The following is a 20,427-nucleotide window of genomic DNA, read 5'->3' as shown; positions in this document are numbered from 1 at the left end:
TTAGAAACTTGCGTTAATGCCAAATACAACACCTCTGTTAAAAGTAGAACCACCTAAATCCGGATCTATCCATTTAACCTTCGAGTAGATTAAACCAGGATTAATCATCTGGGCATATACCCTTAACCTCGATAATGTTAGTTTTTTAGTCATGTTGTCGGCAAAATTATAACCCAACGATATGTTTCTAACCTTGATAAAAGAACCGTCCTGATAGTTCATAGCACTTTTAAACTGGTCGCCCGCTGCACTACCGTAGTTAGGTGCAGGATAATCGTTGGTAGGGTTGGTTGGTGTCCAGTAATCTAATACACGTTGTGCAAAACGGCCCTGCAATGATTCGGCGCCAGTGGCGATAAGGAAATTATACCTTGCAATAATAAAAACAGATAAATCGAAACCTTTGTAGTTAAATGTGTTAGTAATACCACCGCTCCAGCTTGGTGTATAACGGCCCAATACCTGACGGTCGTTATTCGCATCAATTTTATAATCATTGTTTAAATCTCTTATCTTAATGCTTCCTGGTTTAAAACTGGTTCCATTGGCATTAAATTTTGCTATTTCTTTTAAATCATCTGGTGTGTCTTGCCAAATGCCATCTTTAACATAATCGTAAGCTACACTGATCCCGTTTCCGATAAAGAAAAGATCGGCAACCATATCGCCTCCGTTCAGTTTCACAATCTCGTCTCTACTGGTTGAAAAATTCAGGGTAGATTCCCAACTAAAATCTTTCGATCTAACGTTAACCGTATTTAGTGTTAAATCGAGTCCTTTGTTTTTGGTCGAACCAATGTTATCATAAGAGGTAGGATAACCGTTAATGATATTGATCTTTTTAAGCAAGATTAAATCGGTAGTTTTAGATTTATAGAGATCTAATGAACCGCTTATTCTTCCCTGTAGCAAATCGAAATCCAGACCTAAATTATACTGTTGGGTTTTTTCCCAGCTTAACAATTTGTTGGGAAATGAAATTGGGTTGGCCAGAGAAGCGTCTGATGCTACATAACCTATCTGGGCAGCACTGCCAAAGGTATAGGTAAGTGGTTGTAAAAGGCCTAATGTGCTACCAATATCCACTGATGAGTTACCGGTACTACCTACGCCAAGCCTCAATTTCAATTGGTTTACCCATTTAATGTTTTTCATGAAATCTTCCTGATCCATACGCCACGCCAGAGCTGCTGATGGGAAAAAATCCCACTTGTTGCCTTCAGCCAATTGCGATGCCCCATCCGAACGTAGCGATGCGGTTAAGAGGTATTTACTATCAAAACTATAGTTTACCCTTGCCATGTAAGATTCGAGGGTAGACTTTCTAAAATCTGTATCAAATCCATCCAAAGCAGTAATACTTCCTGCTCTTAATCCATACCAAAGTGGAGCAATCAAATTTATTTTACTGCCCGTTAGTGATGAAGATTCATCCTGAAACAGGGAAGAACTTTGTAATAAAGTTACTCCAAAACTGTGCTTGTTAATGGTTTTGTCGTAATACAATAAATGATCGAGGGTATAGGCAAACTTGTTGCTTTGATTTAACTGTGCATAATTGTTAACCGAACCGGGTATACCTGCATCGCGGTTTACCGATTTTGCGTCCTGGTACTTTCCATTATAGAAATTAGAAAAATCAGGGCCGAAATTGATGCGGTATTTTAACCCTTTTAAAATATTAACCTCAGCAAAAGCCGAACCTAGGGTTCTTAGGGTTTTACGAAGATTGATGTTATAATCGGCTTCGAGAATTGGATTCTGGATATTGATATCGCCACCTGGCAGGTTAATTCTATTGCCACTCGGATCGTAAGGAATAGCCATAGGGAGCATGCCACGCGCTGCTGCATAAATATTTCCAGCACCCGAAGCACTGGCCGCAACGAAACCATAGTTTTGCAGGCTATAGGTTGTTGTGATGTTAAGTCCCATTTTAAACCATTTAACGGGATTAATCTCTACACTTAATTTACCACTATATCTTTCAAAATCCTGCCCCAACTGTGTGCCGGTTTGATTCAGGTAGCCAAATGATCCATATGCTTTCATTTTTTCGGTACCGCCGCTTACACTCAATACATGATCTTGGGTAATCCCGGTTCTGGTAACTAAATCGCCCCAATCGGTAGTGGGAACCAGGCTGCCATCATAAACGCCATTTGCCCAGCCCTTTTCTATGTTTTCGAGCACATAGGGATCGCCAGCAAAAATTTCTCTGTCTTTAGCCAGCGTAGCTACAGTTGGATATTTCCGGGTATCGGTTATAGGCAATGCCCTAAATGCATCACGGCGAAACTCGATATATTGTGCCGAATTCATCATTTCCATCCTGTCGTTTAGGGTTTCGATGGTTGCTGTTCCTACATAATCCATAGTTAACCTCCCGGTTTTACCTTTTTTGGTGGTTACAAGTACAACTCCATTGGCACCTCTCGAACCATAAATGGCTGTTGCGGAGGCATCCTTTAAAACATCAATGTTTTCAATGTCGTTCGGATTAATGGCATCGATCCCGCCAGCTTGCAATGGAATACCATCTACCACGAATAAGGGCGAATTGCTGGCTTTTAATGACCTAAGACCCCGAATTTTAATATCTCCAACCTGACCAGGGCGCTCATTCGAAGTGATATCTACACCTGCTGCTTTGCCTTGCATGGCCTGTAAGGCATTGGTTACCGGCCTCGATCTGATTTCTTTAGCACCCACGCTTACAACCGCTCCGGTTAAATCACTTTTCTTTACAGTGTTATAACCAACAACTACAACCTCATCTAAATCATTTGTAGCGCTTTTTAATTGAATATTTATAGTCGTTTTTCCATCTACAGGTACTTCTTGTGTGGTATATCCAATGTACGAAACCACCAAAACCGGGCTGCTTACGGTTGATGGAATAGTAATGGAGAAAGCACCATTGGCGTCGGTAGAAGCAACAATGGTAGTGCCCTTCACTCTAATGCTAACGCCAACCAAAGTTTCACCTTTTTCATCAACAATCTTTCCTTTAAGGTTAACATCTCGTTTGCTCGTTGAAATGTTTGTACCCACAGTTCCTGGTGTCGTTTTACGGTTGGCCGCATTTGCAGTATTCGCCACGCAAAGTAAGCACAATGCCGACATAGCCGTAAGCAGGATTTTTTTGTACGAAGAGCCTTTTCGTCGTTTTAGATTTTCTGGATAAAAATTAAGATCCATAGTTTTATTGGTTATGTAAATATTTGGTTATTTAGCCAAATAGCATGTTAGATGGAGTATGCTATCTGTTTTGAGGGCATATGATTAAGCAATTAATCCATTCTTTTCTGGATGTATTACCTGTTTTAGGATGAAAAATGAGTTAGTTTTTAATGTTTGACTACAATAGTCTTTTCTTTGCCTTAAGGCTTTAAAATGGTAGTATAGGGGTGATTAGGTGCAAACGATTGCATTGTTTGACGTATAGTTTTTCTTGCTCATATAGGTGTCGATTAAAAGAATTAATGATATTTGGTTATACGAGATTAGAACTTTTATTTCGTTAGTCCATCCTGTTCCATCCTGTAATGTATAGCCAGATGTAAAGAGTTTTCTTCTTTGGCTAATAGGTTTTAGTATATTGTTCAATAGGTTATTTGGCTGCAACGTGGAATTAACTCATACTGCTTTTGACTTCGGCTAATTTCTATTCGACAGGCCATCACCTATTCGATATTTATAACTTCTTAACGGTTTATGATATAAAAATGGTCCATGTAAACACAGACCATTTTTATATTGTTTCAACCACAGTAAACCTAAAATTGTTCCTGCCTTTTAAAGTTAAAAGCTGTTGTTCCAATTAGGATTACGGTTAGGATCGATATAGATAGCAAATTAACCCAAACTGAAGGCGTTTGCTGCGGACTATATTTTTCCAATTTATAGTCCTTAACATCTGTACTGTCCACTGCTTTATTAAGAAAGATGCCTGGATAAAAATGCCAGCGGATCTGCTCATGATATTTTCTAACCGCCTGCTGGAAATCGAGGTGGGTATTAAGATCCGATCCAGCCATATTGTTTATCCCCAACTGGGTTTGTATGGTAGGGAAGAAAAACGCAAGTGTATTTGTAAATCGCTGTCTGGCGGCCAGTTTATTCTCAATTGCGTGCCTACTTGGCATTGCCTGATCATCGCCCATTTGTTGCATGGCATAATACCAGAACCAGCTAAAAGTTTTCTCTTGTGGGAAGGGATATTGCTTCAGTTCCGGATAATGTTCAAAAAACGGTTTCATCGTAACTTCTTTGGCCATATCCCATTTTTCGTGATATCCCTCGCGTTGGTTAATTACATTTTGCAGGGCTTCTGGCATGGGGTATTTTCGGGTAAGAAACAGGTTAAGTGATGCTGGAATTACAATGCAGATAAGTACCCAAATGGCAACCAATGCCGATGCATTAAAGTTCGATGATTTTGCTAAAGAAATGATAAAAAATGAAACTGCAAACCAGAAAGCCAGATAAAAGATAATGAGTGTAGTTATTGAAAAGAAAATGAAGTCTACGGGCAAATGCAAATAAAGGATAGCTACAAATAATAGTAATAAAGCAACAGAGAAAATTACGGCTACCCTAACTAAAAATTTTTGCCAGATTACCCGAAAAGACCGGTTGGTCTGCGCGCTTAAAAGCGACCAAACGCCACTTTCTTTTTGCTCCGAAAGTAAGTTATAGCTAAATGCAATAATCACCAGGGGAAATAAAAAGATAAACACAAAACTCAGGTCCATGTTGCCCAAAAGCAGGCTTACCGGGTTATTAATATCTGTATCGTAAATCTGACCTTCTAAACCCAGCATGGTTACCGAGATTAAATAAGGGTTAATATCCCGCTGCCCATTAGCAAAGGCGGCCCAGGCATTGGGTGCATTAGCCAATGAAAATTTATTGTGGTAAAACAATAAGCCAATATCTTTACCAAAATGATCGATATTGCTGAGGGTGTTTTTCTTTTGTAACATTGCTGCTTTTTCAATTACGGCCTGTTGGTTGGCAATAAATGTTTTGCCGAAATACAAACCGGCAACACCTGTAATCAGCAGCACAATGATGCCTATCCATGAGGAGCTGTTTCTAAAAAACAGTTTAAATTCGAGGTTATATATACTTTTTTTCATCCTTAATAGCTATATCGTTTTAATCCACCTGGTCGTGTATTGTAGCAGCATAACCGTTGCCAATAACCAACAGGCTAAAGCACTCAGTGCCAATAACTCATTTGTTATTACTAAACTTAATTTGCCAAAGTGGTAATTGAAATCAGGTTGCTCGGCCCAGTTTGCCTTACTAATGGCCAAAGGTTTTTCTTCTTCTCCTGGGGCAATGTTACTGATCTTATCAATTTGTAGTTTATTCATCTTTTGAGCCAGCTGATAACGGTAGACTTCTGTCTGGTTCTGAAAATCAACAAAGGTGTTAAAATCAGAGGCTGTTATGGCCATCGAAATATGCTTGAGGGATAAGTAAGGGTTTATGAAACCTGCTACCTTTGTAATGCTGTTCTGCTTTTCAAAAATTTTATTCAGTTCCTTTTGGTGGTTGCTGTAAATTTTTGAGGTTATTTTTTCGCCCTCTGCCATAATATAGCCACCATAGTTAAAAGGTAGTTTTTTTACATCGGTAACACCGTAAGTTTTGAGTAGTGAGTCTTTAATCGCAGCATAATGTGGGTCATCTGGATTATGGCTATCGCCCTGTTTATGGATGTCGGTAGCAATGGCATCGGCAAACGCTATTTTAGATGGGGAGGGGTAAATTTTTACGCCAACTGCCTGGGTGATCCTCGGCATAATGACCATAAAAAATATCCAGCAGGCCAATAAAGTAGTTAGGGCTGATTTAGAACTGCGTGCAAAAGCCGAGACCAAAACCGTAACAGCAGATACAATGAAGAAATAGATCGCATAGCTAAATACCAATATCATTAAGCGCAAACTGGCATCACCACTAATCTGCCAATGACTTAGTGAGGCCCATAACAAAATGGTAAGCAGCATAAGGGGGATAAATATCGACAAACAAACACCAATTATGCCCAATGTTTTGCCCCAAAGGAGCTGTTTCCAGCTTACATTTTGGCATAGCAGGATCTTTAATGTCCCCGATTCGCGCTCAGCCGAAATGCTGTTGTAACCTAAGAAGAAAATGAGAAGTGGTACCAGGAGTTGCAGTACCATGGCCACACTGATTTCGCCGAAGCGCAACATTCCGTTAGAAAAACCTGCTTCACTAAAATTTACTGTGTTTTGTTTATGCGCTTCTAAAAAGATCGATACACCTGCAAAACTTTCTATCCCAAAATCGAAGAAACTCAGTTCATGTTTCTCGCGAAAGGCGAGGTAACCATAGTGCGCCATCCGGTGTGGGTGTTTATCTGGCTTTGCCAGCCATTGTGCCCTAACCAATTCTTTATAATGCAGGCGCTGATTGTTTTGTGTTTTAAAATTCTGCCAGCCTACATAGGTAGCCAAACCAAGTGATAAACCTAATAAAAGGGTTAAGGCTAAGGTGGCCCTGTTGTTAAGGGCGGTTTTAAAAGTTTGTTTGGCTATAGTGCTTACTCTATTTGGCATTATATTCTATAGGTTACGTTAAACATTACATTTCTTGGTGTACCAGGGAAAAGGCGTAGATAGTTTTGTGCGCCAACCCAATAGGTTTTATTTAAAATGTTATTCATATTTACAGCCAGCTGCACTTTAGAACCAGCAGGCGAATAATAGAGCGCGGCATCTAACAGGGTATAAGCAGGCAGTACAAAATCTCTGATGTACAACGGAAGTTTAGTGCCACTGTACTGTAAGCCTGCTCCAAAACCTATTCCCTTTAGCTTAAGGGTTTCAAAGTTGTAGCGTGTCCATAAGCTGGCACTGTGTTTTGGCGTGTTCTGCACCCTCTGACCAATTAAATCAGGATTAAAATCATCCTTAATAATGGCATCTACATAACTATAACCCGCATTAAACTGCCAGTTAGACCTGATAAAGCCAGAAGTTTCCAATTCGACACCACGGCTGCGTTGGGCACCGCGTTCTATTAAACGGTTTACATCCAATGGATCATTTGCATTCATCAATAGGTTTTTCTGGTTGATTTCGAATACCGAAATGTTAACCATTAAACTTTTATTCAACCATTCGGATTTTGCACCAATCTCTTTTAAATCACTTTCTAAAGGCTTAAAATTGGTGCCTGCAGGTGGCGGAACAATAACCAGGGTTGAGGTATTGCCTTGCGGCTGGTACCCTTGTAAATAGGTTGCGTAAAGGTTAATGTTTGTGTTTATGGCATAGGTAATTCCGGCCCTTGGCAAAAGCTTATGCTGATAAATTTTCTTTTCGGTAGCCAATTTGTAGTTGCTGTAATCCTCGTACCACTCTTGTCGTAAACCCAATGTTAAGGTAAGCTGATCGTATTTTATCTGATCCTGCAGGTATACTGCATTAACCAGATTATATGCAGCTGGAATTTCTGTTTTGGTAAAAACATAATCGCTTAAATTTTTAATGGTATAGGCTGGGTTGCTCAGGTTAAAGTGCTCTACATTGGGCACTGGTGCATTTATACCATTTACGACCTTAAATAAATAGAGGTCTTTCTTTGTGGGATCGTACCTAGCTGCAATGGTTCCATCTTTTAAACGGTAGCCCTGAGCCGAGTTTTCGCCACCGCCCCGCAGTTTCTGTGTGTTTATTCTATCGTATCCGATTACCAGCTTATGGCTTAAAATAAAAGTATTGGTGTTAATACTAAAATAGGTGCTTAAGTTGTCGGTTCGCCATTTTTGCTGACGCTGAACGGCACGCATGGCCGCAAGGGTAGGGATAGCTTGATTGTTTTCATCCACACCAAAAGCATTGGTGGTTCTATGTTCTAAAAGATCTTCGTTCCAGTTCTGCTTCATATAGGCCACATTAAATACAATATCCTGCGTAAGGCTATGCGAAAAATTGGTCATCAACATTAAATCCTGACTGTTAAAGCGATCATTACTGGCGCCCATATTGAAACTGATCGGTGTACTTTTTAAATCGGTTTTACCAGCAATTGCACCAAAAATAGCCTGCCCGCGGTCTAACCTCGAATTGCTGTTATTCATTACCACTTCTACATTTAAGCTGGTTCGATCGTTGGGGATGTACGAAAAGGAAGGGGCAATCAGGTAACCTTTCCTGTATTGTAGGTCTCTGAAGCTTTTGCTGTCTTCATATCCCACATTAAGCCGGTAAAGCAGCGTTTTGTCAGCATTTAAAGGACCTGTAAAATCCAAAGCTCCTCTAATGGTGCTGAAACTTCCGGCCGAGAGACTGATCTCTTTGCGGTCTTCAGTCAGTGGTTTTTTGGTTACCAGGTTAATGCTTCCCCCTGGGTCTACACTCGAAAATGTAGCACTTGCCGGACCTTTTATTACCTCTATCCGCTCCAGATTATTGGTTAAAGGCTGGTTAAAATAATATTGACGGGTACGCATGCCGTTAATTATAGCACCCTCTTCGTTCTGGTTAATTCCCCTGATCGAAAATTGGTTGTAATAGCTGCTTTGTGATACGCTGGTTACATTTTTAACTGCATCGGCCAGTACAGCCGCCTGCCTGTCGGCAATTAATTCTTTCGAAACCGAAGAAATAGCCTGTGGGATGTCCCTATTCAAAGTAGCTGTTTTAGTGGCTGAAAAAGAATAGTTGCCATAATACTTTTTGCCATTGGTGCCTACCACTTCAACGGTCTGCAATTCTTCGTTAGTGGTTTGTAGCACAATCGCATCAAGTTTTAAATCACCAATGCCATTAAGGCGGTAAATGCGATTAAAGCTGCTGTAGCCTATGGCACTAATGGTGATGGTGTAATTGGCCGTTTTAGGTAAAACAACAGAAAAATTACCAAGCGAATCGCTGCTTGTATTCAGTTGATCTTTCCCATTCTTAAATTTAATAGTGGCTTTTTGGACAGCTTGGTTTTGGGTGTCGATCACTTTTCCACTCACCTTAATCTGAGCAAAAGTGATCAGGCTAAATGTGCTGAAGAGCAATAGCAAACAGATTGCACGGAAAATAGAAAGACCTTTATATATTGGGTACATGAAATGGATTTGTTTTTAAATAGTTTGTAAGTATAATTCCTGAAGATCGGCTGCAGTGATGTCGCTGGCTTTAAGTGTATGGATCAATTCGCCTTGTTTCATAATGCCAATGTGCGAACCTACATTTACCGCATTAAAAATATCGTGCGTAGCCATTAATACAGATTTTCCCTCGGCAGCTAATTGTTTAACCAGTTGGGTAAATTCTGCGGTGGCTTTTGGGTCTAATCCACTGGTAGGCTCGTCCATTAAAATAATCTTTGCATTTTTGGCCAGTGCAATAGCGATACCCACTTTTTGGCGCATGCCTTTACTAAAGCCCGATAAATGTTTGTGGTGGGCAGCTTCCTGTAAACCACATTGCTTTAAAAAACCGATCAAGCTTGAAGTACCATAGTTAAACCCTGCCAGTTTAGAAAAGTAATCGAGATTTTCAATGGCCGAAAGATTGCTGTAAAGCATAACCACCTCAGGAATGTAGGCCAGGTGTTTCCGCCGTTCGTCATCGTGCGCAGAGATTTCTTCGTTGTCGATTAAGATTTTTCCGCTACTTGGCTCAATAAAACCTAAAAATAAATTGATGGTAGTGGTTTTTCCGGCACCGTTTTGGCCCAGCAGGCAAAATACTTCACCAGGGTTAACGGTTAAATTAAGCTGATTTAAGGCCCGGTAAGATTGATAATTTTTGGATAATGAAATGGCTTGAAGCATAATAAAATATTGGCGCATACCAAACAGGCATGTGCGTTAAACAGAGTAAATTTGAAGGATATGAAAGGAAACTTCTTGTATGAAGATTAAGCCATTAGGCTAGGTGGGCCTTTATTGGCGCAGCATAGGATGTAAGCAACAGGATGCCTCATGAGGTAAACGCAAGGTTTTACCGTTGGTTTAACTGCGGATAAAGCAAATGCAATAGGAGTGGGAAAATCGAAAGAGTGCGATCGGTGTTTCAATACCTCGCACAATTTACATTTTAGCTTTGCCGAACTCAATTGTTTAAACAGGTGCGCCTCACTGTAGCTTTGTTTGTTGTAACCAATTTTTTCGGCACTATGATGATGCAGGCTTTCTATCAGTGTTGCATTAAGAAATACCGCCAATAGCAATACCGCCCATATACGGGCAAAAATTTCTTTGCGATATGTGTACACTGAATATTTCAATGCAACAAAGTTACATTTAAAAAATTATAAATCAAGTATTGTGTTGTGCTGTTATTGCTGAGTCGGTTAACTTTACATCGTTTCATTCATCGCGGATTAATATTGTCTTTCAACTCCGATACCATTAACAGCTCTACATGGAAAGTCGTCATTACGAGGAACAACGAAGCAATCTTTCATGATAGTGATCCTGCTATAAAGATTGCTTTCTCGAAAGGTCGGGGACAGGCTGTCGGCTGAAAAAGCCTTCTCGCATCCGATAGCTATCGGATAAAGATTATCTGAGGAGATTTTATCTTTTAAATTCTCTTGCTATTTATATCGGTTTTATGAGATAAAAGATAAACGCAGATTATCATATTTAAAGGTTTGCGCTTTGATGGGTTGCAAACTTTGTTATTAAGCCTGATTGAAACGGAAAGCCCGCAATCCGATCCTTCATCGGATGAGGCTTGAAGAGTAAAGCAGGGCAGGAGGCTGCCATAGAGCTTGTTACTTTCACTTTCTAAAAAGAAAATAGGGAACCGTTACATTAACCTAATTCCTCATTTTGTTTAAATTCATATAAAGTCCCCTTCGACTCCGCTCAGGGTGACATCCAAAGGTAAGGGTGACATTTCGATTGGGGAATCAGCATATATATTAATCGTTTAATCGACTTCGGACTTCTGACTAACTCCAATAATTCTTATCTTTATTTCAAGCTATGGATCCTAGAGAAACACTAAAAGCGCATATTTTAAAAACCGCTATTTTAACCGACGCAGCGTTCGATTATTTATTTTCCCATTTCAAGTTAAAGTCTTTTAAAAAAGGGCAGGCCATCATTAGCGAGGGAGATAAGGTAGATCACGAATATTTTGTGATCTCGGGTTGTTTAAAAGCTTTTTTTATCAACGATGAAATCAAGATGTATATCCTGCAGTTTGCTATGCCTACCTGGTGGACTTCAGATTATGGCGCCCTATACAACCATACCCGTGCAACCATAAGCGTAGATTGTATTAGCGATGCAGAGGTATTATGCCTTTCTAACGATGACCGTGAAAAGATCTGCAGTGAAATCCATCAGGCTGAACATTTTTTCCGGTGGAGAACAAACAGGGGCTATCTGGCTTCGCAGAAAAGGCTGTTGTCGTTTATGAATAACGATACTAAAGCCCGTTACGAGGAACTTTTGGCCATGTATCCTCAACTCTATAATCTCGTGCCCAAACATTTAATCGCAGCTTATTTGGGTGTTTCGAGAGAAACCCTGAGCAGACTTTACAACGCACAAAAATAACGCTTGCAGAATGTGATGTACATCACCTAAGCCCTGTAAAAATCCTCCTTTACTTTGTGTTGTCAAATCACTAACGATTGATAAAACAAAGAAATGGAAACTACAAAATTTGAAATTGTAAGCGCTCAAAGCAACATCAACTGGACTGGTAAAAAAGTTACCGGCGCACACAACGGAACCATCACGATTAAATCGGGTTCACTAAGCTTAAACGATGGTAAACTCAGCAACGGGAACTTTATTATCGATACCACCTCAATTGTAATATTGGATGTTACTGACTCTGCAACCAATGCACAATTCGCGGGACATTTATTCTCTGAAGATTTTTTTGCAACCGATCAATTCCCAGAAGCCACATTTATCATTACTGCTGTTGATCAAACCAATGAAGACAATACAGTAATTACTGGCGATTTAACCATTAAAGGCATTACACATGCTGTAGTTTTTGCGGCAGATGTTGTGGTTAATGGCAATACCTTAACCGCTTCTGGTAAAATCTTTATCGACCGTACCAAGTACAACATGAAATTCAGATCAGGTAACTTTTTCACCAACCTTGGCGATAACCTGATCTACAATGAATTTGAACTTGATGTAAAATTAACAGCATCATTAACTATTTAATCGAACAGCCATGCCATACGTAAAAATAGAAGTAACCCGTGAAGGTGTTACACGCGAACAGAAACAGACCTTAATTAGTGGAATAACCAAACTGATTACCGAGGTATTGGATAAAGATCCAAAGCTTACCCATGTAGTAATTCAAGAGATCGAATTGGATGATTGGGGCTATGCAGGCGAACAGGTATCGGTATTGCGCGAAAAAGGGATAACAGCAAACAATAAATAACCAAATAATAATCAAAATCATGAAAACACTAACCGTAATCATAACAGGCGCATCAACAGGCATTGGTCGCGCCATTGCAGCGTTATTTTTAAAACAGGGTCACAATGTGGTGATCAACGCTGCAAATGAAAACAATTTAATCACTGCTTTCAATGAATTAGGATCGCACCACCAATTAGCGATGGTAGCTGGCGATATCAGCAATATAAACACAGGTAAACGATTGGTAGAAACTGCCATAGCGCGTTTTGGTGCCGTAGATGTGCTGGTAAATAATGCCGGTATTTTTGAACCAAAACCTTTTTTAGAGGTAGATGAAGCGCACCTGGACAAATTTTTGAACATCAATTTAAAAGGCACATTTTTCACTACTCAGGCAGCCATCACGCAGATGTTGAAACAAGATGGTGGTGTTATTATTAACATCGGAACTGTATTGGTAGATCATGCCATTGGAGGTTTTCCTGCTACAGCACCCATTTCAAGTAAAGGTGGCATCCATGCTTTAACCAAACAATTGGCTGCAGAGTTCGGCAAAAACAACATCCGGGTAAATGGCATCGCTCCTGGGATTATTAGAAGTCCGTTGCAGGCCAAAAATGGCATTAGTGATGCGGATGCGTTTGCGGGTTTACATTTATTAAACCGGATTGGCGAAACAGAAGATGTAGCTCAACTCGCCCTGTACCTGGCAGAAAGTAATTTTGTAACGGGCGAAATCATCAATTTGGACGGAGGCCATGTAGCGGGGCATCACATTGGCTAAGAATAAAAATTAAAACAAGAACCAGGTATGCAAAGGGAACACTTAACCCCGGGCATACCTTAAAAAATTAAAACCATGAACAATTACACTGAAAACGCAAATGCAATAGCAGAGGTACTGTCATCTTATTTTAAGGGAGTTTTTAATGGAGACACAGCATTGCTCAGAAAAATATTTCACCCCCAGTCTATATTGGCTGGTGATATAAATGGCCTTCCATATTTTAAAACACTGGATGAGTATTTAGAAGGGGTAAGTAAGCGCAAAAGTCCGCAGGAGCTCAATGAAACATTCCGAATGGAAATATTGTCGATAGAAATTATCAATTCTATTGCAATTGCCAAAGTTCATCTGCCTATTTTTGATTTTAATTATTACGATCTTTTGTCGTTAAATCTAACCGATAACGGGTGGGTGATTGTGAATAAACTATTAACCAACGTAAAAATTTATTAGGATGTGGAATAGAACTAAAATAACCGAACTTTTAAAAATCGAATATCCGATTTTATTAGGGCCAATGGGCGGCGGATTTTCAACACCTGAACTTTTAGCAGCCGTATCAAACGCTGGTGGTTTGGGCAGCATCGGCGCATATACCTTAAGCCCTGAAGAAATTATAGAAACCGATAAAATTGTAAGAACAAAAACAGATAAACCTTACAATATCAACCTATTGGTAAATGATGTAGATGAGCATTTGCTTAATTATCCATCAGAAAAAATAGAGGAAATTAAACTATTATTCAAATCTTTTTTCGACGAATTGAGCATCCCATTACCTGATCTTGATGCCAATATTCCTTCAAAATTTTTGAAACAGGTTGAAGCCGTTTTTGAGCTGAAACCAGCAGTATTTAGTTTTATATTCGGCATACCTTCAAAAGAAATATTAAACGAAGCACGAAAGTTAGGCATTAAAACAGTGGGTGCAGCAACCACATTAGACGAAGCTTTAGCACTCGAAGAAGCTGGGGTTGATGCCATTGTTGCAACAGGATTTGAAGCGGGTGGGCATCGTCCTTCGTTTCTTAAACCGGCAGATGAATCGTTAACAGGAACTTTTGCATTGATCCAACAGGTAAAAGCGAAAACAAAAACACCTCTAATTGCTGCCGGTGGTATTGCCGATGCAAAAGGTATAAGGGCCGCATTAACACTTGGTGCAGATGCAGTCCAGATCGGTACCGCCTTTTTAGTAACCGACGAATCTAATGCAACGCCAATGCACAAGGCAAAACTTTTCTCCGAAGAATCAAAAAATACGATACTTTCTAAATCATTAACAGGGAGAATGGGCCGGATGATTGCTAACCGGATATCCAATGCTATTCGTTATGAAACTGAGGTATTGCCCTTTCCATTGCAAACCCGATTAATGGGGCCGTTACGAGCCGCTGCCATTGAACAGGGCAAAACAGATATGTACAATTTCTGGTCGGGACAAAACGCGGTAAACTTAAAATATACTTCTGCAAAAGAATTAATGGAGGTGTTGATCAGGGAGATGCATTAGTTCATTGGTCATTGGTTCATTTGTCAATAGTCTGTTTGGTTAATCGGTTAATTGAACGCTTATCCTCCACTAATATTGACTCTTCGACTCTGCTACCATTAATAGAGATAACTAAGGGGCGTCATCTCGACTGGAGTGCAACGGAACGGAGAGATCTTTGAAGCAAATTAATGAAACGAAATTTAAAGATTTCTCCACTACGGTCGAAATGACGACACTCCGAGATGATTTATTGGCCTTAAAATCCGCTGTCATTCGTATTTATTTTCATAAAATAAATTATCCCTCAGTGCGACATTTCGAATGATAAATCGACTTCAGGTTACCATTAACAGATTCCAATAGAGGGTCGTCATCTCGACTGGAGTGCAACGGAATGGAGAGATCTTTGAAGCAAATTATTGAAACGAAATTTAAAAAATTTTGCTTCGCAGAGCCTTCAGGTTCTCCGCTACGGTCGAAATGACGATGCTTGGAGATGATTTATCTCATTACACCTACTTTCATTTATTTTGATTATTACAAAATAAATTACTCCTCAAGGTGATATTTCGAATGAACTTCAGATTAAAAAATTCAGACGCTAGACTGTCCTACTGGTTATTGCAAATTGATAACTGACAACTGTAAACTGGTTAACTAAAGATTGATAACTGGCAACTGTTAACTGGCAACTGATCTTCGGACTCCCGACTAAAGACTCTGGACTAAGTGCTACTTCACCCGTACATTTTCTTCAGCTAACCTAACCGTTTCACTAATCCTTGTTGCTCTTGTTTCTGTTCTTTTGGCTTCTGATATCCATTTTAATATGGCTTTCTTTGAAGAACGAGGGAATTTATCCCAATGTGCTTGTGCTGATTTGTTGGCTTTAAATTCTTTTTTTAAATCATCGGGTACAATCAGATTTTCCACATCGTTCAGGGCATCCCACATGCCATTGGCTTTAGCTATTTCGATCGACTGTAGCCCTGCATGGCTCATCAATCCTTGGGCTATCATGTGTAAAGCCTTATTCTTGTTAATTGCGCTCCAATTGCTTTTAGGTTTTCTTTTGGAGAAAAATTGATAGCGGCTTTCTTCATCACGTTTCATTGTTAAACTATCAATCCAACCATAACAGAGCGCTTCATCAACTGCGTTGCTATGTGGTAAACTATTTGCTGGTGCATCTTTTTTATAGATAATTAACCAAACAGATACTTCTTTTTTATGGTTTTCGGCAAGCCATTGGCGCCAATCGGCCTGGGTTTTGGCATAAAAAGCTTTAACTCCGTTTTTTATTTCTTCCATAAAAATATAGTATCGTTTTTTTGATGCTTAATCTTATTAAGATAGTTAATTTACCATTAATGCAATTGTTTTAATTGAGATTTATATTGGCTAATCAATCTTTAAGGAATATATGGATATATTATCTGCGTTTTGTCGCTGATTAAGTTGGGGAACTGCTTATTTGATGCGGAAAATCCCTTTGGTAAAAAAATACCTGTAACTGCATAATGTCAAATTAGAATTCAATTACCGAATTTGATAAGGGTCTTCCTTGTTTTATTTTAAGCTGTTCCTTGTATTGCCAAGGGCTATTACCGAAGTTATCCAGGTTTGAATATCGACCTACTTGGAAAAAATTCTCAAACACATAAGGTAATCCTTCTGCATATAGGCGGCTATCTCGATCGGCCAAATGGAAATGGAGATGAGGGCCCGTAGATTGTCCGGTAAAGCCCAATAGCGCAATTACATCACCTTTTTTTACTTTATCGCCTCGTTTAACCCGGATACTGTTTGGCTTTAAGTGTTCATAAAAAGCATATTGCCCATTCGCAATCTTTACGGAAATATAATTACCACTGGCTTGTTCGGGTGCAGGGGTTTTGTGCTGCGAAACAGTTGCTGATTCATTAAAATCATTTAGTACCGAAGATACCGTACCATCGGCTACTGCTAGTATTGCATTTTGATAACCAAACCAGTTTTGGATAGAATCTGTATTTTTTGAGGCATATTTTCCTAAACTGTCTACGCGCATAAAATCGATGGCGAAACGGCCGGGAAGAAATTGCTTACCTTTTTCTGAATAAAATACTCTTCTATGTCCTGAAGCCCATGCAGGATCATAAATGGCAGTCCATAAACCTGCCTGCAGTGGCTTGCCCAATACTGTTGGTTTAGTAACTGTTGGGTGTAATGCTGTTGTGATAAATGCAGTTGTATTACTTTTGGTTTGGTGGTGAATCCAAAACTCAAGTTTGTTTACCATAGTTTCGGCTTTTAATACCTGGGTTTCGAGCTCTATATAAATCAAAGCAGAGCTGCCAGCAGGAATAATCAGGTTTCTGTTTACCTGATCGCTACTTTTTGTGCGTTCGGCCAGTTTTGGTGCATTTAGGTTAAGGTATGACTTATTTTGTCCTGATATGTTCAATGTTTTGAGTTCAATCGTATCTGGGCCATCATTTTCTAATTGAAGTTCATAGTAGAGAAAAGAATTTGTTCCGATCTTGATCCATGATGGATTTTGGTGAATAGATAATGATATTATGTCTTTATTTTGAGCAAAGAGGGGCTCAAAAAGTAGACCTAAACCAAGAAGAAAAGTGATGGTTAATAACTGTTTAATCATGTTTTAAATTTTATCAACTCCAGAGTAATTAGGTTCATTTGTTCATTTGCCATTAGTTCACTAGTCATTAATATAGTTCAAGGTTAATCGGTTAATTGTATAATTGGTTAATAGACTCTAAACGCCAACCCCCCAACTCCAAACTAACAATTGGTTCATTAGTGATTGGTAGATGTCGGTTAACCGGTTAATTGTATAAATTGCTAATTCACTCCCAGCTCCAAACCCTCAACTCCAAACTAACAATTCATTCACTAGTCATTGGTACATTTCAATATTAATTGGTTTTGTATAAATTAGTTAATCGACTCCAAACGCCAAACGCTCAACTCCAAACTAAGCCTTGCTCATTTATCCTTCACCTCATATATAAGCTGCACAACACCTGATGGAGCGCTTTTTGTTTCTTTTAATGTTAACCAAACCCGATTGTTAATTTCGCTGAACAGTAATTTTCCGTCACCCAATATTACGGGGTGTACAGCCAGCTGCAACTCATCGACCAGGCCGGTATTTAAAAAAGTCGATATTAATTTTGCACCACCGTACAGCCAGATATCTTTTCCGGGAAGATTTTTAATTTGGTTTACTTTTTCCACAATATCCGTTTGGATAAAAACAGCACCTGTATCATCGCTGATTTTGGTCTGCGAAAAAACATATTTTTTCTTGCTGTTAATATTTTCGGAGATCGATTTCATCAATTCATCCTCTTCTTCTCCAGGCTGGTAATTTCCCCAGAGATCGTAGCTGATTCGTCCATAAAAAATAGAATCTATGCCATCTAAAAAATCGTTAAAATTGGCATCGCCATCCATAATACACCAATCAATTTCTCCATTAGGCCCTTCAATGTAGCCATCAAGCGTAACGGCAAGATTTAGAATAATCTTTCTCATATTTCGAAATTATTTTGTCCGTTCGATGCTAAAAGCGCGATCTTCTTTATTAAAACCCACTTTAGGGTAATAATCAAAAGCGGTAGGTACCGATAAGAGAAGAAGCATACATTGATCACCGAGTTTTTGACGTGTAATAGCAATCATTTCTTTGCCTATACCAGCGCTTTTAAAGCCTGTAAATACAGCCAAGTCTGCCAGGTAAGCACACCAAACCCAATCGGTGATGGTTCTGCAAATCCCAACAAGCTTATCCTCTTGCCATGCGGTAACCAATAGGTCGGCATTTTTTAACATCAGCGCTATTCTTTCGGGTTCAGTTGGCCTTTTAAGTCCGGCCTGGACAAATAGTTCAATTACTTCTTCTGGTGCAGGGATTACACCTATCTCATAGGTAATATTCATATCAATAGGTTTTACTACTAAATTACAAAATATCACTTAATGGACTAATATAAAATCGGTTTTGAAATTAGATTTGACATTCATCATAATCACTTAATTCTTCAACTTAACCTTAAGTTAACATATACGCTCTTTCTTTGTTCAGTATTGCCTGATATAGATGCTTTTAACATGATCAAACCTTTTAGTGTTCTTGTACTTTTTTTGCTCTTCATTTCGAATGCGCTTGCCCAGGAAGAAAAATTCGAATCGATTATTGCGCTGAATCAAAAAGATCCGACTGCAGCCCTGGCTCAATTAAAAAAAATATACGCCAAATCTATCGATGACAATGATGAGCTTTTAGAAGGCAAATGTTTGCAGAAGATGGGCAAGATTTGTTATACACAGGGGCATTTCAGTCAATCGTTAGAGTTCTTTTTAAAAGCCGATAAAATATTCAACAATACCAATCAATCGCTTTTATTGGCCGCTAACCTTAACGATGCTGGCGTGCTCTACTATTATATGAAGCAGAAAGACAAGGCCATGCATAGCTATAACAAAGCCATCGGTATCTATAAAAGATCGAATAACTTAACCGGACAGGCAACCGTTTTGGGCAATATTGGGCAGTTATATGAAAAAAGGCAACTTTACGACAGTGCATTTTACTATCAAAAACTCGCTTTAAAAATAAACGGGCAGGTTAATGATAAAAGTGGGGCAGCAAAAATACACGAAAACCTGGGTAGTATATATGAAGATCTGGAGCGTTACGATTCTGCTTATGTGCATTTTAAACAGTCGTTAAATTTATATCAGGAAGACCATAATGATTTGGGTAGTATCGAGGTAATTAATAATTTGGGTGATATCCTCCGTAAAACAGGCCGGTACAAGGAAAGTATTGTACAAACCGAAACAGCGTTGAAACTGGCCGAAAAGATGGGTAATATTTATCAGTTAAGCTCCTGCTGCAGAGATTTGGGCAAGGCATTCGAACTGTTGAACAACATGGACAGCGCCTACCACTATGTAAAACTTGGCTATAAATACACGATCGATCTGTATTCGGAAGATGGTGCCCGGCAGGTAGCTTTTTTGCAGGTGCTTTACGATATCAATAAAAAATCGGATGAGATTAATAAACTGAAAAATGACCGAAAGGTGAACAGGATCATTGCTTTTTCTGCCACAATTGTAGTCATATTATTGGTTATTTTGGGATTTGTTATTTTTAGCAGACAAAGGTTAAAGTTAAGAGATCAGCAGATGCTGGCGCGGCAGAAGGCAATAGAGCACGATATGACCAGTCTGGAGCTCAAAAATCTTCAGCTCGAAGAACAGAACCTAAAGCAGTTGCTGGAGGTTAAAAGCAGGGAACTGTCTACCCATACCTTAAATCTGATTAAACACAACCAGTTTTTAGAAAACCTTAGAGGTACTTTACAGGCGATGGTAAAGGAGGATAAACGTGATCAGAAAAAGCAGATGAACCAGATCCTCGCCGAGATTAATCAGAGTTTTAATCACGAACGCAACTGGAAAGAATTTACCGTGGCTTTCGAACAGGTGCACCATCAATTTCTCGAAAGCCTAAAAAAATATAGCAGCGAGCTTACTTCAGCCGATATGCGCTTGATTGCGCTGTTAAAAATGAACCTCGATTCAGGCGATATTGCGACCTTGCTTGGTATATCTACCGATAGCCTAAGGGTATCGAGATATAGGCTAAGGAAAAAGCTAAATCTGGCACAAGGCGATAATTTATCCGCATTTATCCAAGCGTTATAACCGTTACATCGGCTGTGATATTA

17 protein-coding genes are annotated in these 20,427 nt (G+C 39.3%); 7 read left to right on the top strand and 10 right to left on the bottom strand.

Annotated elements, in window-relative coordinates:
- The 6 genes from J7E57_RS21740 to J7E57_RS21715 all read right to left on the bottom strand — a co-directional run bounded on the left by J7E57_RS21740 (window position 1) and on the right by J7E57_RS21715 (window position 10,272).
- Window positions 1-3,201 (bottom strand): SusC/RagA family TonB-linked outer membrane protein, encoded by a 3,201-nt coding sequence (locus J7E57_RS21740; RefSeq protein ID WP_215130974.1) that lies wholly within the window; start codon window positions 3,199-3,201, stop codon window positions 1-3.
- Between the two features lie 578 nt (window positions 3,202-3,779).
- On the bottom strand, window positions 3,780-5,144 hold the full coding sequence (locus J7E57_RS21735; RefSeq protein WP_215130976.1) for a DUF3526 domain-containing protein: 1,365 nt from the start codon (window positions 5,142-5,144) through the stop codon (window positions 3,780-3,782).
- A gap of 9 nt (window positions 5,145-5,153) precedes the next feature.
- Window positions 5,154-6,599, bottom strand: coding sequence for an ABC transporter permease (locus J7E57_RS21730; protein ID WP_215130978.1), 1,446 nt, complete (start codon window positions 6,597-6,599; stop codon window positions 5,154-5,156).
- A complete protein-coding gene (locus J7E57_RS21725) occupies window positions 6,599-9,106 on the bottom strand; it encodes a TonB-dependent receptor (protein WP_215130980.1) in 2,508 nt (835 codons plus the stop codon). The genes J7E57_RS21730 and J7E57_RS21725 overlap by 1 nt, the downstream gene beginning before the upstream one ends.
- A 15-nt stretch (window positions 9,107-9,121) precedes the next feature.
- Window positions 9,122-9,817, bottom strand: a complete 696-nt coding sequence (locus J7E57_RS21720; protein WP_215130982.1) for an ABC transporter ATP-binding protein — start codon at window positions 9,815-9,817, stop codon at window positions 9,122-9,124.
- Window positions 9,818-9,903: 86 nt separating this feature from the next.
- On the bottom strand, window positions 9,904-10,272 hold the full coding sequence (locus J7E57_RS21715) for a hypothetical protein (protein WP_215130983.1): 369 nt from the start codon (window positions 10,270-10,272) through the stop codon (window positions 9,904-9,906).
- A 706-nt stretch (window positions 10,273-10,978) separates the two neighbouring features.
- Here J7E57_RS21715 and J7E57_RS21710 point away from each other — a divergent pair.
- The 6 genes from J7E57_RS21710 (at window position 10,979) to J7E57_RS21685 (ending at window position 14,698) form a co-directional block, all read left to right on the top strand.
- Window positions 10,979-11,557 carry a Crp/Fnr family transcriptional regulator gene (locus J7E57_RS21710; RefSeq protein ID WP_215130985.1) on the top strand — a complete coding sequence of 193 codons (579 nt, stop codon included), beginning with the start codon at window positions 10,979-10,981 and terminating at the stop codon, window positions 11,555-11,557.
- Between the two features lie 93 nt (window positions 11,558-11,650).
- Entirely contained in the window at window positions 11,651-12,187 is a 537-nt protein-coding gene (locus J7E57_RS21705; RefSeq protein WP_215130987.1) for a YceI family protein, read from the top strand.
- A 10-nt stretch (window positions 12,188-12,197) separates the two neighbouring features.
- Window positions 12,198-12,416 carry a tautomerase family protein gene (locus J7E57_RS21700; RefSeq protein WP_131531439.1) on the top strand — a complete coding sequence of 73 codons (219 nt, stop codon included), beginning with the start codon at window positions 12,198-12,200 and terminating at the stop codon, window positions 12,414-12,416.
- A gap of 19 nt (window positions 12,417-12,435) precedes the next feature.
- Window positions 12,436-13,182 carry an SDR family NAD(P)-dependent oxidoreductase gene (locus J7E57_RS21695; protein WP_215130989.1) on the top strand — a complete coding sequence of 249 codons (747 nt, stop codon included), beginning with the start codon at window positions 12,436-12,438 and terminating at the stop codon, window positions 13,180-13,182.
- A 75-nt stretch (window positions 13,183-13,257) separates the two neighbouring features.
- Window positions 13,258-13,638, top strand: coding sequence for a nuclear transport factor 2 family protein (locus J7E57_RS21690; RefSeq protein ID WP_215130991.1), 381 nt, complete (start codon window positions 13,258-13,260; stop codon window positions 13,636-13,638).
- Between the two features lies 1 nt (window position 13,639).
- Complete coding sequence (locus tag J7E57_RS21685; RefSeq protein WP_215130992.1) at window positions 13,640-14,698, top strand: NAD(P)H-dependent flavin oxidoreductase; 1,059 nt, start codon at window positions 13,640-13,642, stop codon at window positions 14,696-14,698.
- A 714-nt stretch (window positions 14,699-15,412) separates the two neighbouring features.
- Here J7E57_RS21685 and J7E57_RS21680 read toward each other — a convergent pair.
- The 4 genes from J7E57_RS21680 to J7E57_RS21665 all read right to left on the bottom strand — a co-directional run bounded on the left by J7E57_RS21680 (window position 15,413) and on the right by J7E57_RS21665 (window position 18,628).
- On the bottom strand, window positions 15,413-15,991 hold the full coding sequence (locus J7E57_RS21680) for a YdeI/OmpD-associated family protein (protein WP_215130994.1): 579 nt from the start codon (window positions 15,989-15,991) through the stop codon (window positions 15,413-15,415).
- Between the two features lie 217 nt (window positions 15,992-16,208).
- Window positions 16,209-17,324, bottom strand: a complete 1,116-nt coding sequence (locus J7E57_RS21675) for a M23 family metallopeptidase (RefSeq protein WP_215130996.1) — start codon at window positions 17,322-17,324, stop codon at window positions 16,209-16,211.
- A 347-nt stretch (window positions 17,325-17,671) separates the two neighbouring features.
- Window positions 17,672-18,223: a dihydrofolate reductase family protein gene (locus tag J7E57_RS21670; protein WP_215130998.1), complete on the bottom strand. Its 552-nt coding sequence runs from the start codon at window positions 18,221-18,223 to the stop codon at window positions 17,672-17,674.
- Between the two features lie 9 nt (window positions 18,224-18,232).
- The gene (locus tag J7E57_RS21665; RefSeq protein WP_215131000.1) at window positions 18,233-18,628 is read right to left on the bottom strand and encodes a GNAT family N-acetyltransferase; all 396 of its coding nucleotides are present in this window, start codon (window positions 18,626-18,628) and stop codon (window positions 18,233-18,235) included.
- Between the two features lie 171 nt (window positions 18,629-18,799).
- Here J7E57_RS21665 and J7E57_RS21660 point away from each other — a divergent pair, with 171 nt between their 5' ends.
- The gene (locus tag J7E57_RS21660) at window positions 18,800-20,404 is read left to right on the top strand and encodes a tetratricopeptide repeat protein (protein WP_215131002.1); all 1,605 of its coding nucleotides are present in this window, start codon (window positions 18,800-18,802) and stop codon (window positions 20,402-20,404) included.
- Window positions 20,405-20,427 lie beyond the last annotated feature (23 nt).

Origin of the sequence: Pedobacter sp. ISL-64, assembly GCF_018613605.1 — a bacterium.
GTDB lineage: Bacteria > Bacteroidota > Bacteroidia > Sphingobacteriales > Sphingobacteriaceae > Pedobacter.
This window is presented reverse-complemented; position numbering and strand designations above follow the sequence as displayed.